Origin of the sequence: Burkholderia ubonensis subsp. mesacidophila, assembly GCF_002097715.1 — a bacterium.
Classification (GTDB): Bacteria; Pseudomonadota; Gammaproteobacteria; order Burkholderiales; family Burkholderiaceae; genus Burkholderia; species Burkholderia mesacidophila.
In genome coordinates, this window is record NZ_CP020738.1 from 2,380,025 (window position 1) to 2,396,431 (window position 16,407).

General features: G+C 64.3%; 12 protein-coding genes and 1 pseudogene. 6 read left to right on the plus strand and 7 right to left on the minus strand.

From position 1 onward, the window contains the following. Positions 1 to 12: 12 nt before the first annotated feature. Positions 13 to 383: pseudogene (locus B7P44_RS28140) on the plus strand (bleomycin resistance protein). 206 nt (positions 384 to 589) lie between these two features. Here the strand turns inward: B7P44_RS28140 and B7P44_RS28145 are convergent. Together B7P44_RS28145 and B7P44_RS28150 are read right to left on the minus strand one after the other, a co-directional pair. Continuing rightward, positions 590 to 1,861, minus strand: coding sequence for a hypothetical protein (locus B7P44_RS28145; protein ID WP_133117928.1), 1,272 nt, complete (start codon positions 1,859 to 1,861; stop codon positions 590 to 592). Positions 1,862 to 2,148: 287 nt separating this feature from the next. Further along, positions 2,149 to 2,805 (minus strand): TetR/AcrR family transcriptional regulator, encoded by a 657-nt coding sequence (locus B7P44_RS28150; protein WP_231716734.1) that lies wholly within the window; start codon positions 2,803 to 2,805, stop codon positions 2,149 to 2,151. Positions 2,806 to 2,908: 103 nt separating this feature from the next. Between B7P44_RS28150 and B7P44_RS28155 the strand changes: the two genes are divergently transcribed. From B7P44_RS28155 to acs, 5 genes are all read left to right on the plus strand, one after another. Next, entirely contained in the window at positions 2,909 to 6,055 is a 3,147-nt protein-coding gene (locus B7P44_RS28155; RefSeq protein ID WP_084909159.1) for an efflux RND transporter permease subunit, read from the plus strand. An 18-nt stretch (positions 6,056 to 6,073) separates the two neighbouring features. Then, positions 6,074 to 7,216, plus strand: a complete 1,143-nt coding sequence (locus B7P44_RS28160) for an efflux RND transporter periplasmic adaptor subunit (protein WP_084910068.1) — start codon at positions 6,074 to 6,076, stop codon at positions 7,214 to 7,216. Beyond that, on the plus strand, positions 7,213 to 8,727 hold the full coding sequence (locus B7P44_RS28165; RefSeq protein WP_084909160.1) for an efflux transporter outer membrane subunit: 1,515 nt from the start codon (positions 7,213 to 7,215) through the stop codon (positions 8,725 to 8,727). The genes B7P44_RS28160 and B7P44_RS28165 overlap by 4 nt, the downstream gene beginning before the upstream one ends. Positions 8,728 to 8,944: 217 nt before the next feature. Continuing rightward, positions 8,945 to 9,523: an acetate uptake transporter gene (locus tag B7P44_RS28170; RefSeq protein WP_084909161.1), complete on the plus strand. Its 579-nt coding sequence runs from the start codon at positions 8,945 to 8,947 to the stop codon at positions 9,521 to 9,523. A 206-nt stretch (positions 9,524 to 9,729) separates the two neighbouring features. After that, a complete protein-coding gene (gene acs / locus B7P44_RS28175; protein ID WP_084909162.1) occupies positions 9,730 to 11,790 on the plus strand; it encodes an acetate--CoA ligase in 2,061 nt (686 codons plus the stop codon). A 60-nt stretch (positions 11,791 to 11,850) separates the two neighbouring features. Here the strand turns inward: acs and B7P44_RS28180 are convergent, their stop codons facing one another. From B7P44_RS28180 to B7P44_RS28200, 5 genes are all read right to left on the minus strand, one after another. After that, positions 11,851 to 12,378, minus strand: coding sequence for a hypothetical protein (locus tag B7P44_RS28180; RefSeq protein ID WP_084909163.1), 528 nt, complete (start codon positions 12,376 to 12,378; stop codon positions 11,851 to 11,853). A 218-nt stretch (positions 12,379 to 12,596) separates the two neighbouring features. Continuing rightward, complete coding sequence (locus B7P44_RS28185) at positions 12,597 to 13,556, minus strand: DUF4238 domain-containing protein (RefSeq protein ID WP_084909164.1); 960 nt, start codon at positions 13,554 to 13,556, stop codon at positions 12,597 to 12,599. Between the two features lie 103 nt (positions 13,557 to 13,659). Continuing rightward, the gene (locus tag B7P44_RS28190; protein ID WP_084909165.1) at positions 13,660 to 14,091 is read right to left on the minus strand and encodes a hypothetical protein; all 432 of its coding nucleotides are present in this window, start codon (positions 14,089 to 14,091) and stop codon (positions 13,660 to 13,662) included. 81 nt (positions 14,092 to 14,172) lie between these two features. Beyond that, entirely contained in the window at positions 14,173 to 15,090 is a 918-nt protein-coding gene (locus tag B7P44_RS36780; RefSeq protein ID WP_133117927.1) for a hypothetical protein, read from the minus strand. A 369-nt stretch (positions 15,091 to 15,459) separates the two neighbouring features. Beyond that, entirely contained in the window at positions 15,460 to 16,383 is a 924-nt protein-coding gene (locus B7P44_RS28200) for an AraC family transcriptional regulator (RefSeq protein WP_084909167.1), read from the minus strand. Between the last annotated feature and the right edge of the window lie 24 nt (positions 16,384 to 16,407).

The window sequence follows — 16,407 nt, forward strand, 5'->3', positions numbered from 1 at the left end:
AGGAGGATCTGCCTGACCGACTTCGCGAGCCCCAACCTGCCGTCGCGCGATTTCGAAGCGACGTCGCTGTTCTACGCTACGGGAAGCTGGGCTTCGTGCAAGCGTGGCGCGACGAAGGCTGGATGATTCTCAAGCGCGGCGGCCTGATGCTGGAATTCTTCCCGCATCCCGATCTCGATCCGGCCACGAGCTGGTTCAGCTGCTGCTTCAGGCTCGATGACGTCGCCACCTTCTTCGACGCCGTGCTCGCCGCCGGCGTGCCGGAGGCGACCAGCGGCTGGCCGCGCGCGCACCGCCCGCGGCGGGAGGCGTGGGGCGGCACGGTCGGTGCGCTGATCGATCCGGACGGGACCCTGATCCGGCTCATCCAGACGTCGGGCTGAATCCGGTTTTTTCACGGATTGGCGTGAAAGCGGCGCCCGAACGCATGGACGGGTTGTCCGGCCAAGCAGACGATTCCAACGGCCGCCGCTTTCATGGCCGATCATGCGCCATCGCGACTCGAGGATCTCCGGCAGCCGACGACCGCGAAGCGCGTGGTCTACGGCTACCGCAACAGCGCCTGCTTCTTCGTCGGGATCAAGGCTGCCTATCCCGGTACCCGGGGAAGAACCTTATTTTCCTGCCGTTTCAGGGCGCTCCCCTCCTTGGTCTCGGGCATGATCCCCAACAGCCACGAAAAATCCTGGTCATACCAACCCTTTGGTACGGGAAACGGATTGCCGGTGCCCGCATAGCCCGGGAATGGTCCGAAATTCGGATTTTCAAGTATCGGCGTCGTATCTTTGGTAAACAGCGTATAGAAATGGCAGGTCATGCACGAGGCATGCTCCCTGCGCACTTGCGCATTGAATTCAGTAAACGAATTCGATAGAACCTGAGGCGAATAATATTGGCTTTGGGCGCCAACCAATCGATAGTTCTTGAACTTCGGATCGATGTTTGCCGCCTTCATCAGATCCAACAGCGCTTGCGATGGCTCGGTCTTCTGGCCTTTTCCGGTCGACCCGTTCTTTGAGCCCCACGGATCCTTGCAATTGGAGTAAAGCTCCGGATCGCAGCCATTGGGATTGGTCATCGTGCTTTGCGCCTCGAAAGTCGCCCAGACCCATTTCGGCTCAAGTTTCGAGGAAATATGCATGGCAACCAGCGCATAGCAGTTATTTTCTATGGTCTGCACGATCAAATCGGCAGGCGGATTTTTGCAATCAAACGTCTTTCCCGATTGAATCGAGGCTGCCGGAATCCAGTCGGCCTTTATTTCAAGAGACTCCTTCGGGAAACTGATAAAATTCCCGTCTCTAATGAAAGCCTTCTGGCCCGCGAGGGTTTGCAGATTGTGCACGGCAGAACCCTTCCCTTTTGGCGATATGATGTAGTCCGCCTCCGTCTTGTTGACATGCACTTCCTCGCAAAACAACGGATTGTCCGTCAGGTTCGTCGGGATAAATTTCTCATAACCCTTGTAACCCGGCCCGAGACCGGAAATATTGTCTATCGTCGTCATCGGCTGACATAACTTCGGGAGATCGCTCCCCTTGGAAGCAAGCACGCTCGCATGCAGACGCTGGGCGCCCGTTACATTCGCGCAGTCCTTTCCCCCCGAGGCCAGACACGTCTGCTCAGGCCATGTCTGCCACGCGAACGGCAAGTCAGGATTTCCAGTATTACAGTTGGCGGCGACAAAAAACTGCCATGCCAGCTGTTCATATCGGGTGCTGCCTGTCGGGACTGTCGTCGGCAGCTTGCAGGCAGCGGGAGGTGGTGCCGATTTGGCCGTCTGCGCGTACCCCGGGGTTCCGGACAACAGTGCTGCAGCGCAAAGCAATAGAAGCGATGAAACAAAATAGTGCTTTTTCATTTTTTCGCCCTCATTTTGGTCTCGCACCAGGAGTCAACCACTTCATTCACTCTCAAATAAATTCGAGGCATAATTTACGCCAGCGAAACACCAAGGCAGATTTCGAATAAATACAGCACGACCACCCACCTTCAATAATCCCAGTGTAGGAACATTAATCCGCGCATACTAGTTTTGGCCGCGCCCCCTCATTCCGGCTGACGTGAAAGAACGCAAAGAGGTGAAGGGCATAGCTGAAATCGACCGCCGCGAATCGCATGCGATTTCCCATCCGCGGCAGACGCTGTCTATTTCCTCTGTTCCGCCCCTGCCAGGAAAATCCGCACGGCCTGGCGCGCAAGACGGGCGCGCGCCGCCGCATTGGGGCGCCGGGCGGCCCCGAGCAGCAACCGGGTCCGGATGCCGCCGAGCACCAGGTAGACGAACTGCTCGGTCGCAACGGACACGTCGTCGATCGCCAGTTCGCCCGCGTCGACCGCCGCGCGCAGGTAATCGGCGAGCGGCTCCATCCCGCTCAGGCCGCCCTGCTTGTCGTAGTACCCGCCGATCAGCCCGGGGACGCGATGCGCGTCGAGCAGCAGCAGCCGATACAGCTCGATCATGTCGGCCCGCGTGCCGACTTCGAGAAGATGCAGCGCGACCGTCTCGAGCACCGTTTCGGGACGATCCGATTCGAGCACGAGGCCGCGCAGTTCCTCGATCCATTTGCGCCGCAGCGTGTCGCAGATCGTCGTGAACAGGCCGGCTTTGCTGCCGAATCGGCTATAGAGGGTTTTCTTCGCGACGCCGGCCTCGCGCGCGAGGCTTTCCATGCTCGTCTCGCGATAGCCCGCGCTCAGGAATTGCCGTCGGGCGACGTCGAGCAGGCGTTGCAGGCGGTCCGCCGATTCCTGCTGCGTCGGGCGACCGCCGGCTTTCGTCTTAGGAATCTGGACTGTTCGCATTCCGATCGATCCTATTGACATCCGGGATGCGCGGCGGAAACTATACCGTTGCGTTTCCTGTTCCACGCACGGCAAACCTACCCGACCCACAGGGGCGCGGTCAATGGTCGACTTCTTCATTGAGCGTCCGGTCTTCGCGTCATCGATCGCCATCGTCATGGTGCTCGCGGGCCTCATTGCGTGGTTCAACCTGCCGGTCGAGCGCTTTCCGCAAATCACGCCGCCCCAGGTGCTCGTCAAGTCGACCTATACGGGCGCCAGCGCGCAAGTCGTCGCGGACACCGTGACCACTCCGCTGGAAGCGCAGATCAACGGCGTCGAGGGCATGAGCTACATCTCGTCGGTCAGCGCGAACGACGGCAGCTCGACGATCACGGTCACGTTCGACGTCGGCTACGACATCAACATCGGCGCGGTCGACGTGCAGAACCGCGTGTCGCAGGCCACCGCGCAACTGCCCGGCATCGTCACGCAGACCGGCATCACGATCCAGAAGCAGAACCCGAACTTCGTGCTGGCCGTGAACCTCTATTCGCCCGATCGTTCGATCGACCCGGTCACGCTCAGCAACTTCGCGTACCTGCAGGTCGTCGATGCGCTCAAGCGCCTGCCCGGCGTCAGCGACGTCACGATCTTCGGCGAGCGCCGCTATTCGATGCGCATCTGGCTCGACCCGGACAAGCTCGCCGCGCTCGGCATGACCGCCACCGACATCCAGAACGCGATCCTCGACCAGAACGTGCAGGTCGCGGCCGGCAAGTTCGGCGAAGCGCCGTCGCCGCCCGGCACGCCGTTCCAGTATCAGATCAACACGCAGGGCCAGCTCGCCGATGCGCGGCAATTCGGCGGCATCGTGCTGCGCGCCGGCACCGCGAACGACGCCGCCGTGCACCTGCGCGACGTCGCGCGCACCGACCTGGGCGCGCAGCAATACACGTCGAGCGCGTCCGTCAACGAAAACCCGGCCGTGCTGATCGCCGTGTTCCAGCTGCCGACCGCGAATGCGCTGGATCTCGACCGGCGCGTGAAGGCAACGATGCAATCGCTCGCGCGGCGGTTTCCGAAGGGCATGGCGTGGGGCATCACCTACGACACCACGATGTTCGTGTCCGCGTCGATGACCGAAGTGGCGAAGACGCTCGGCTTCGCGCTGCTGCTCGTGCTCGGCGTCGTGTACCTGTTCCTGCAGAGCTGGCGCACGACGGTGATTCCGATGATCGCGATTCCGGTGGCGCTCGTCGGCACCCTCGCGATCATGCTGGTGCTGCGCTTCTCGCTGAACACCGTCAGCCTGCTCGGCATGGTGCTCGCGATCGGTCTCGTCGTCGACGACGCGATCGTCGTGGTCGAGAACGTCGAGCGCCAGCTCCAGGGCGGGCTGGCGCCGATGGCGGCCGCCAAGCAGGCGATGCGCGAAGTGACGGGGCCGATCGTCGCGACCTCGGCGGTGCTCGGCGCGGTGTTCGTGCCGATCGCGTTCCTGCCGGGCATCACGGGCCGCCTGTACAACCAGTTCGCGCTGACGATCGCGATCTCCGTGATGCTGTCGGCGTTCAATTCGCTGACGCTCAGCCCGGCCCTGTGCGCGGTGCTGCTGCGCCAGGGGGAAACGCGGCGGTTCGTGCTGTTCCGCGTGTTCAACCGCGGCTTCGACTGGACGCGGCAGCACTACGCCGGCTCGGTGCGCCGGCTGATCGGCGCGCGCTGGCTCGCGCTCGCGCTGTTCGCGGGCGGGCTCGCCGTCACCTGGCTGCTGAATGCGACGATTCCGCATGCGTTCCTGCCGGTCGAGGACCCGGGCTATTTCTACGTGATCACGCAGCTGCCGAACGGCGCGTCGCTGCAACGCACCGAAGCCGTGATCGAGAAGACCCGCGCGCTGCTGCGCGCGACGCCGGGCGTCGCCAACGTGCTGTCGATCAGCGGCCTCAATTTCGTGACGCGCGCGACCGCGTCGAACAGCGCCGCCCAGTTCGTGATCCTGAAGCCGTGGGACGAGCGCGGCGAGCGGCAAAGCGTCGCCCGCCTGATTGCGCAGGTGCAGCCCAGGCTCGCGCGGATTCCCGAAGCCCTGTCGCTCGCGCTGAACCCGCCGGCGATTTCCGGGCTCGGCACCTTCGGCGGCTTCGATTTCGAGATCGAGGACCTGACGGGCCGCGGCAGCGTCGCGCTCGACGAGGCGACGCATGCGTTTCTCGCGGAAGCGCGCCGGCAGCCCGAGCTCGACGCGCGCACGCTGCTGACCAGCTTCAACACGTCGACGCCGCAATTCGATTTCCGGCTCGATCGCGACAAGGCGAAGCTGCTGGGCCTGAACGTCGACGACGTGTTCCGCACGATGCAGATCTATCTCGGCTCGCTGTTCGTCAACAACGTCACGCTGTTCGGCCGCAATTTCCAGGTCGTCGTGCAGGCGGACAGCCGCGCGCGCGGCAGCAAGGACGACCTGTCGCGACTCTACGTGCGCAATGCCGCGGGCGGCATGGTGCCGCTCGCGACCCTCGGGCAGCTCCGGCCGATGGTCGGACCGGAGACGGTGCCGCGCTACGACGTGTACGGCGCTGCCGAGGTCACCGGCAGCGCGGCGCCCGGCTACAGCTCGGGCCAGGCGATCGCCGCGATGCAGCGCGCCGCCCGCGTGCTGCCCGCGGATTTCGGCTACGACTGGACCGGCATCACCTATCAGGAGCTGCAGGCCGGCTCGGTCGCCGGCATCGTGTTCGCGCTCGCGATCGTGTTCGTGTTCCTGTTCCTGGCGGCGCAGTACGAGAGCTGGTCGCTGCCGTTCACGATCATCCTCACGGTGCCGCTCGCGCTGTTCGGCGCGCTGGGGCTGCTGTGGCTGCGCCGCATGCAGGTCGACATCTACGCGCAGATCGGCTTCGTGCTGCTGATCGGGCTCGCCGCGAAGAACGCGATCCTGATCGTCGAGTTCGCGAAACGGCGCCGCGAGGCCGGCCTCGACATCGTCGACGCGGTGACCGAGGCGGCGCGCCTGCGGCTGCGTCCGATCCTGATGACGGCGTTCGCGTTCATCTTCGGCGCGCTCCCGCTGATGGTCGCCACGGGCGCCGGCGCCGCGAGCCGGCAGTCGATCGGCACCACGGTGGTCGGCGGCATGCTCGCGGCGACGCTGCTGTCGCTCGGCTTCGTGCCGATCTTCTACTCGGTGATCGAGCGGCTGCGCGAATCGATACGCGAGAAGCTCGCACGCGCCCACGGGCAGCACGGCCCGCCGCCCGCGGCATGACCGGCGCGCGAGGCGATGATGAAAGCCCACCGATTCGCGCTGCTTGCCGCCGCCGCGATTGCCGTCGCGCTGGGCGCGGCGCTGCTCGTTCCGCGCGGCGCGCAGCGCGCCGCCGTCGACCCGCCGCCGGCCCGCCCCGCCGTCGCGATCGACGTGCCCGTGACGCAGGTCGTCACGCGCACGGTGCCCGTCTATCTCGAGTATGTCGGCACCACCGATGCGATTCGCACCGTCACGCTCCAGGCGCAAGTCACCGGCTATCTGTTGAAGCAGGCCGCGCCGGACGGCGCCGACGTGGCTGCCCGCGCGCTGCTGTACCGGATCGACCCGCGCACCTATCAGGCGACGCTCGACGCGGCGACCGCGCAGGCGGCAAAGGACGCGGCCGCGCTCGACTACGCGAGCGCGAGCCATCGCCGCAATGCGGTCCTGAACGAGAGCGGCGACGTCTCGACCGACACGCTGCAGCAATCCGCGAGCACCGAGCAGCAGGACCGCGCGGCCGTCGCGGCGGACCGCGCGCAGATCGAAACGGCGCGGATCAATTTGCAATTCACCGAAATCCGCGCGCCGTTCGCCGGCCGTCTCGGCCTGAGCCTCGTCCACGAAGGCGCGCTGATCAGCACGGCGGGCACGCAGCTGAACACCCTCGTGCAGCTCGACCCGATCTACGCGACCTTCAATCCGCCGGACACCGACCTGCCCACGATCCAGGCGCGCCAGGCGCAGGGCGCGATTCCGGCGGAGGTCGCCGTCGGCCAGGCGCGCGCGCCGCAATACCACGGCAGGCTGACCCTGCTCGACAACAGCATCGTGCGCGGCACCGGCACGATCACCGCGCGCGCGACGATCGACAACCCCCGCCATACGCTGCTGCCGGGGCAGTTCATCCACGTGCGCCTGCATGTCGCCGACCAGCCCGCCACCCTGCTGGTGCCGCAGGTCGCCGTCGGCTCGAACCAGCTCGGCCAGTACGTGTACGTCGTCGGCCCCGGCAACCGTGTCGAACAGCGTTATGTCGCGCTCGGCGCCGACTACCCGCCGCTCGTCGCGGTCCGCCAGGGCGTGGCCGACGGCGAAACGGTCGTCGTCGGCAACCTGCTGAAGCTCGGCCCGGGCACGCTGGTGCGGCCGACGCCGGCCGGGAGCCGCGCGCCATGACCGCCCGTCGCGCCCGCCCGCGTTGCGTCGGCGCCGGCTCCGGCCTCGCCGGCGTCGCCCTTGCGACCGCGCTGCTTGCCGGCTGCGCGGTCGGGCCCGACTTCGTTCGGCCGGCGCCGCCTCGAGCCGGCGGCTATGCGCGCGAGCCGCTGCCGGCGCAGACGGTCGCGTCCGATATCCACGGCGGCGAAGCGCAGCAATTCGTGCCGGGGCTCGACCTGCCCGGCGACTGGTGGACGCTGTTCCGCTCACCCGCGCTCAACGCGATCATCGAGCGCGCGCTGGCGGCCAACCCGAGCCTGCAAGCCGCACAGGCAGCGCTGCGCGAGGCGAACGAAACGCGTCTCGCGGCCGAAGGCGCCCTCTTTCCGACGCTCAGCGCCGGCGCGTCGGTCACGCGCGAAAAGACGGCGTCCGCTACGGTCGGCAACGGCAACGCGATCCCGCCCTTCACGCTCAAGAGCGCGTCGGTGAACGTGACCTATCTGCTCGACGTCTGGGGCGGCACGCGCAGACAGGTCGAAGCGCTGGCGGCGCAGGCCGAATTCCAGCGGTTCGAACTCGAGGCCAGCTACCTGACGCTGATCTCGAACGTCGTGCTGGCCGCGCTGCAGGACGCGTCGCTGCGCGCGCAGATCGCCGCGACGCAGGAGATCGTCGGCATCGAGACGCAGCAGCTCGCCGGGCTGCAGCGCGAATTCGCGATCGGCGCCGCGGCCAATACCGCGGTGCTGGCGCAGGACGCCGCGCTGGCGCAGGCGCGCGCCACGCTGCCGCCGCTGCAGAAGCAGCTCGCGCAAACGCGCAACCAGCTCGCCGCCTATCTCGGCCGCTTCCCGAACGACGCGCCGACGGAAACATTCGAGCTCGACGCGTTGCAGTTGCCCGCTACGCTGCCCGTCAGCCTGCCGTCGCAACTCGTCGAACAGCGCCCCGACGTGCGTGCGTCGGAAGCGCTGCTGCATGCCGCGAGCGCCGAGATCGGCGTCGCCACCGCCAACCTGCTGCCGCAACTGACGCTCAGCGCCGCCTACGGCAGCGAGACCGCGCAGACGCTGTTCGGACCGGGAACGGCGGTCTGGAACATCGGCGCCGGGCTGCTGCAACCGCTCTTCGAGGGCGGCACGCTGCTGCATCGCCGGCGCGCGGCGATCGCCGCTTACGACGCAGCGGCGGCGCAGTACCGCGTCACGGTCGTCACCGCCTTCCAGAACGTCGCGGATGCGCTGCGCGCGCTGCAATCGGACGCTGACGCGGTCAACGCCCAGGTGGCCGCCGAACGCGCCGCCGCGGACAGCCTCGCCGCGTCGCAACGCCAGTTCCGCATCGGCGTGATCAGCCATCTCGCGCTGCTCGACGCGCAACGGACCTACCAGCAGGCCCGCCTCGGCGAGATCCAGGCGCGGGTCGCGCGCTACTCGGATGTCGTCGCGCTGTTCCAGGCGCTGGGCGGCGGGTGGTGGAACCGTGCCGACGTACGGGAAGGCGGCGGCAGCGCCGTCGCCCGCTAGCGAATTCGATGCCATCCGGCTCCGCTTTGCGCGATGCGGCCTACACTTAAGTTGGACCGCGCAGGGCGGCATGAGGCTGCGTCACGAAAGGGGTCAAACGCATATTCCGAGCCAGCAGCCATCGATAGCGAGCACCGCACGGTCGCGTTCGGCGGCGACCGAGGCATTCGTATCGTCTCCGGATTCGTTTCGAGGGCAAACCACCACGGAGGCGGTTATGAACAGTAAGCTTTCCAACCCGGCGCCGCTCGGACTGGCCGGGTTCGCACTCACGACCTGGCTGCTCAGCATGGTGAACGCCGGCTGGTACAGCGCGGACGCGCTGGGCCTCGTGCTGGCGGTCGCGTTCGCTTTCGGCGGCACCGCGCAAATGATCGCGGGCGTGATGGAGTTTCCGCGCGGCAACACGCTGGGCACCGTGGCGTTCCTCAGTTATGGCGCCTTCTGGTGGTCCTTCGCGCTGTTCGTCGCGTTCCTGGGCACGAAGGTGCCGGAGTCGTTCGTCGGCTGGTACCTGATGGCGTGGGGCGTCTTCACGTTCTACATGTGGATCGGCTCGCTGCACACGAGCACGTCCGTGCAACTCGTATTCCTGTCGTTGTGGATCACGTTCCTGATGCTGGCGATCGGCGCCTGGACCGGGTCGAGCCTGGCCACGCAGATCGGCGGCTACACGGGCCTCGTGACCGCGCTGCTGGCGTTCTACGCATCGGCGGCCATGATCATCAACGAAGCCTTCGGCCATACCGTGCTCCCGACGCACGACTGGTCGCAAGGCCATCCGCGAGCGGCGTGACCCACCGGCGGACCGGCGGGCGCGCATCGGACGCGCCGGCCGGCGCCGCCGGCCATCGCATCGGTCCTGAACCGGATTTCGTCATGTAGCTCACGCACCCCATCGCACCTGGTGCCTCGACCCGTGAAAGACGGACCCATGACGCGCCGCCGCCGGCAGCACGTCCGCTTCGTGCTCCAGGCACCTGGGAGAAAGGAGGATCTGTCATGTCACGAGACAAGTCGTCGCACCGCGCTGCCGCCGAATCGCACGCGGCCGACGTTTCCGAGGCGCAAATCGCCGTCCACTGGCCCGAGGAGGATTACTTCCTGCCGCCCGCCTCGTTCATCGGCCAGGCCAACCTGACCGACCCGGGCGTGTTCGAGCGCTTCTCCCTCGACAAGTTTCCCGAATGCTTCAAGGAGTTCGCGGACCTGCTCGACTGGTACAAGTATTGGGAGACGACCTTCGACGCGAGCCATCCGCCGTTCTGGCGCTGGTTCGTCGGCGGCAAGCTCAACGCGTGCTACAACTGCGTGGATCGCCATCTGCCGAAGTACCGCAACAAGACCGCGATCCATTTCGTGCCCGAACTCGAAGCCGAGGCGGTCCAGCACGTGACGTACCAGGAGCTCTACGTCCGCGTCAACGAATTCGCCGCGCTGTTGCGTGACGTGTTCGGCCTGAAGGCCGGCGATCGCGTCACGCTGCACATGCCGATGGTGGCCGAATTGCCGATCACGATGCTCGCCTGCGCGCGGCTCGGGGTGATTCATTCGCAGGTGTTCAGCGGCTTCAGCGGCGCGGCGTGCGCCGACCGCATCCTGGATTCGGAAAGCCGCCTGCTGATCACGATGGATGCCTACTACCGCGGCGGCAAGCTGCTCGATCACAAGGAAAAGGCGGACATCGCGTTCGCCGAGGCGGCCGCGAAAGGCCACAAGGCCGAGAAGGTGCTGGTCTGGCAGCGCTATCCGGACCGGTACTCGAGCCCGACGCCGCTCGTCGAAGGCCGCGACGTGATCGTCAACGACGCCCTCAAGCCGTTCCGCGGCAAGACGGTCGACCCCGTCGAGATGCCGGCGGAAGCGCCGCTGTTCCTCATGTACTCGAGCGGCACCACCGGACGCCCGAAGGGCTGCCAGCACTCCACCGGCGGCTTCCTGTCGTACGTGGCGTGGACCTCGAAATACATCCAGGACATCCATCCCGAGGACGTGTACTGGTGCATGGCCGACATCGGCTGGATCACCGGGCATTCGTACATCGTCTACGGCCCGCTCGCGCTCGCGACCTCGACGGTCATCTACGAAGGCGTGCCGGTCTACCCCGACCCCGGCCGGCCGTGGCGCATTGCCGAGCAGCTCGGGGTCAACATCTTCCACACGTCGCCGACGGCGATCCGCGCACTGCGGCGCGCCGGGCCGGACGAGCCCGCGAAGTACCACTATCGCTTCAAGCACATGACGACCGTCGGCGAGCCGATCGAGCCGGAAGTGTGGAAGTGGTATCACCGGACGGTCGGCAAGGGCGAGGCCGTGATCGTCGATACGTGGTGGCAGACGGAAACCGGCGGCTTCCTGTGCAGCACCGTGCCGGCGCTGCACAAGATGAAACCGGGCAGCGCCGGCCCGGGGATTCCCGGCATTCATCCGGTGATCTACGACGATGACGGCAACGAGCTGCCGCAGGGGTCCGGCAAGGCCGGCAACATCTGCATCCGCAACCCGTGGCCCGGCGCGTTCCAGACCATCTGGAAAGCCCCGGAGCGCTTCGTGTCGACGTACTACAGCCGCTACTGCCGTAACCCGAAGAGCAAGGACTGGCGCGACTGGCCGTACATGGCGGGCGACGGCGCCGTCGATGCCGCGGACGGCTATTTCCGGATCCTCGGCCGCATCGACGACGTGATCAACGTCGCGGGCCACCGGCTCGGCACCAAGGAGATCGAGTCGGCGGCGCTGCTGGTGCCTGACGTAGTCGAAGCGGCGGTCGTGCCGGTCACCGACGAGATCAAGGGCAAGGTGCCGGAACTGTACGTGTCGTTGAAGCCCGGCGTGGAAGCGTCGAAGGAAGTGGCAAAGCAGGTGTCGGAATCGGTGGTCGAGCGGATCGGATCGATCGCGAAGCCGCATCGCGTGCTGATCGTCCCGGACATGCCGAAGACCCGGTCGGGGAAGATCATGCGGCGCGTGCTCGCGGCGCTGTCGAACCATCAGGACCCTGGCGACGTATCGACGCTCGCCAACCCGGAAATCGTCGATAGCCTGAGGGCGCTCGTGAAGTAACGGCAATCGGGAGGACTTCGATCGATCGGCATCTCGTCGTGCGGGCACGGCGGGATGCCGTCATACCATCTCCGGACTCGGACTCGGCTCGGCGGCATGCTGCGCGCGCCGCAGATGATGCGCGGCCAGCCTGCGCCGCACGGTCAGCTCGAATTGCTGCGTCGCTGTGGCGGGCTCGCGTCGCGCGAAACCGAGGACGTTGCGCACGATCTGAATCGGCGTCAACACGACGCCCCACGGCAGCCCCCACCATCCCCACAATGCGGACGTGAGAATCGCCATCGCCTGCTTCTTGCGGCCGCAGCGCCGGCAGCAGACGTGCCGGCGCGTCGCCCATTGCGTGACGAACACCAGCGACACGACCCGATGGACCGCGTGGACGTCGATGGGGCCGTCCTCGCGCTTGCAGATCGGGCACGGGCCGTGCCGGCAGTCGTCGACGTATTGATGCACCGTGACGGCGGGCAGGCGCTCGGCGATGACGAGCACCGAGTGCGCTTGCGCGCATTGCGCGCCGCAATAGCGGTGGCGGTCGATCGTCTGGCCGCCGATGAAGAATGTCTTGCCGCAATTGCTGCACTCTGCCACGTTACCCCCGGATGCGTTTTTTTATGTCGTGCGTGTCGGGTCGATCCGGTGGAGTCGTGGAGTGGCCGGTTTGTCCGGCCAGTCTGTCGTCGTTGACTCGACTCGTGATGAAACGGAATCGACACCTGACTTATCGGCATGCGGCGGGTCGTCTTGAGCAAATATTTGATGACAGCGGGATGCGCCGACTCAGCGGGCGGTCGGATTGCCAGGTCTGATCAGTCGGCCTCCAGATCGCTCAGTTGCCGGAGGCTGGTGGAGTAAACATCGCGATCCGACCGGTCATAGATAAGGCGATTGACAAAATTCACCGCCGCAATATCCGACCGTCCAATCTCGATTGCTCTTTTTTTCCCGGCGCCCTTCGAAATGCTCATCGAGAGACCCGGGCTCAACGCCATGAAACCGTAAAGACCGTCGTTGAACCCGGACGCATTCGTCCCGCCTGGAAGAAGGATGGTTGGCGCACTCGATGTCAGCAGGTCCACCCCCGACGCATTGAAATTCAGCGAAATAGTGACATCCTGCCGGCGCAGATTTTCCACGAGACGTAAAGACTCGACGAACATGATCGCCTTGACAGTCGTCTCCATTTGCTCATCGGTCAGCGGCACCGTCTCCCCGTCTCGCTCAAGGACCATCCCCTTGATATTCGAAAGCATGTTCGCGCGCGCCCTCAAAGTCCTGAAATGCTGCGTGCAGAACAACCCGAGCAAGTCAGAGTAGTACCCGACCAAATCTTGCTGCAGGACCTCGACGATCTTTTCTTTTGCATCGACGATGTTCGTCAGCGCCAACGCGATCTTGTTCTCGATTTCACAATAGCGATCCTCAATGAAATTGTTTCCGAGAACGCCGAGCTTTTCATGCTTCGGCAGCTTTCTCGACATGTAGGAATCGACCCTTCGCAAGGCATCGAAGCACGCCATCATTTCGCCGACTACCGGCTCATCCAGCAAATGCCCATACTTATAATCGAGCATGCCGTACACCACCTCATCAACATCAATCTTATAAAAATCTCTCTTTTGACATACCGAGCTCAAATTTGTAATCGAGTATGTTTTATTTTCCTCCTTGCTCTTGACCCACATTCTTTTCTTCCTACCCTCCGCCTGCCAGCGCTTCAGGTAGAATCTCGCAACATAATGCTGCCTTGCTTTCCGCTCCAGATGCATATATTTCTCTTTTTTTAAATGATCATCAATCCGGCCAATTCGCCCCCGCCCAATTCACTCGCCTCGAATCGGTAACAATCGTCTGGCGCAGCGACAGATCAAATCAGGCACTGTTGAATTTTTTAAGGCGCCGACATGCGGAGCAGAAATCGCGAGCCAGTTCACGGCCGCTGATTGCGACCCTGGCGGCAAACGCATCGATTTCCGGGATTTCCTTGGATTCGTCGGCCATCGCGTGCATCAGTTCGTTGCGTTGCTCTTTCCACGCGTCCAGCTTGCTGAGCATGTCACCGAAAAATGCTTTCCGCAGATTGAGCGTTTCCTGCCTGCGCGCCTCGAGCGCGACTAGCTTTGGCCCCAGCATCCGGATTGGCTTTCCATTCGCGGTCACCGCACCGCCCGTCTCGTCGAGAGCGGAAACCAACCGGTCCTCGAGAATCGCATAGACGAGCCAGCTTGCCTCCAGATAGAATTCCTGCTTGATCGATTCATCAATTCTCGATAGCAGCACTGTGTAGTTCCAGTCTTTTGCCACGTTTATCCCCGAGTAGCTGGTTTGTGTGTTATTGGAAAATGCACGAACGAAAAACGACGCGATTTATACAGAACGAAATACTCATGAAAGTTTCGATCGCGCAATGTGGCTGGCCGGCGTGTAGACAACCAGGGTATCGGTGTTGACCCGCTGTTCGACTTCGGTCGGCTGCAAGAATTTCGAATGGGCGAGCAACTCATTCTCGCTGCTCGCCGCGATCCAGCGTCGCGCGCGGTGCAATGCAAATGTGTTGCACATCTCAGCCAGCTTATCCGGCAGCGGCCCCTCAACGAGACGGGTTTCGATGCCCAGAACGTCTGGATCGAAACGGTCGAACCAGTGCAATACCGGGATCTCGGGGAGTTTGCGTTCCGATTTCCAGGCAACGACCGCACCGCGCGGGCCTAATGGCATCAGACAACATCTGCTATCCATGCCATCCATTCGATCTGCCGCGGCTCGCAGGTCGAACAACGGCGAATCGCAAATCAGCAGCCGCGTTTTCGAATCCTTGAAGAAAAGGAAGTCCCAGCCGGCGAATGACCGCGCCGCCGCGGTGAATTGTTCGTTGAGGTACTCAAGCCGTGCCTGATCGGACAGGGAAAGAAAACTGCTCGTACCCAATACCGACCAAGCACCGCGATTCACATAACCGAAAATCCCGAGAAGGGCCCTTTTCATCACGCCTTGGCCAGCATCCCCAGCAAGCAGGGTTTTGTCCCATAGTGCGCGAGCCAGGCGCACCAGATCGCTTTCATATCTGGCGAGTCGATTTTCAATCGTCACGTCGAGCGGCCGGCCGCCAACGTCTCCCACATAAAGCGAGTCAACACCCGCAAATTTCGCGCGCCTGCCCTCTTCGAATTCGGGAGCGACGCCTGCGCCTGCCAAGTCCCAGTACCATATGCCGGGATCGCGGCGTTCATTTGCTGTGGCCCAGCCTGCAAGCAACCCTCTGGTCACTTCGTGATTGAATTTTTTTCCCGTGGTCTCACTCATCGAACCCTCGTGCAATTCGAAGCCACGCAATCTTACGACAAGTCATTTGGGTTTCGCGTGCACATCAAGTCTGTGAATGATCCAGAGCCGATACGACACGGTGTGGTTGGCGATCCAGGCGTGACAGACTCGGCCTCTTCGGGTCCATGCTGGAATTGAACTCACCCGTACCGTCGATCCGGACCCGGGTCATTTCTTCTGCAACATCGGTTGCAGTGATTTTGTCAGGCATATCTGCGCTTGTTTTCCGATAGCCCGTAGCGGCGGCCATCGACGAGAAGGACGCCAGGTTCCCGAGCGCTTTTTTGTGAGCGCAATTATCGCGCTCAAGCTGCCCCCGATAGCGACCTCATCAGCCTGCCGCGGGGTTCATCCCAACCACTCCTTGCGCCGCAACTGCACGACATCCCGCAACGGCGGCGCGCCGAACAGCCGGCTGTATTCGCGGCTGAACTGCGACGCGCTCTCATACCCGACGCTCGCGGCCACCGACCCGACGTCCCCGCCCTGCCGCAACAGCAGCCTGCGCGCCTCGTGCAGCCGCAGCTGCTTCTGATACTGCAGCGGACTCAGCGTCGTCACGTTCTTGAAGTGATGATGCAGCGACGACACGCTCATGTTGACGACCTGCGCCAGCGCCTCCACCCGCATCGGCTCCGCGAAGTGATCGCGGATCCACTCGATCGCGCGCGCGATCCGGTGCGTCTGGCTCCCCGCCACCGCCATGTGTCGCAGCCGCGTGCCCTGCTCGCTCGTCATCAGCCGGTAGATCAGCTCCTTCTCGATCAGCGGCGCCATCACCGGAATGTCGGCCGGCGCATCGAGCAGCCGCACCAGCCGCAACGCGACATCGAGCAACGGCGGCGTCAGCTCGGCCAGCGCGATCCCCTCGCCTTCCGGCCCGGGCTGCGCGTCGGGCAGCCGCATCTCCGCCGCCAGCTCGACGACCCGCTGCGGATCGAGCGCGAACGACAGGCACAGATACGGCGCGTCCGGCGACGCCTTCGTCACCCGCGAGAGGATCGGCAAGTCGATCGACGTAATCAGGCAATGCTGCGCGTCGTATTCATAGGCCTGGTCGGCGACCACCACGCGCTTCGCGCCCTGCGCGGCAAGCACGAACGCGGCGCGCGACACGCCGCAGCCGAGATCGACCGGATGGGTATGCTTGTGAAACGCCAGCGCCGAGATCGCCGTCGCATGCGAGCCGTCGACCGGCGCAAAGCGGCTGATCAGCGCCGCCAGTTCGCGCCGCCCGGATTCACGCGACGCAGCCATATCGGTCATGTCCATCAGGATTCCCTCGGTTCATCCATT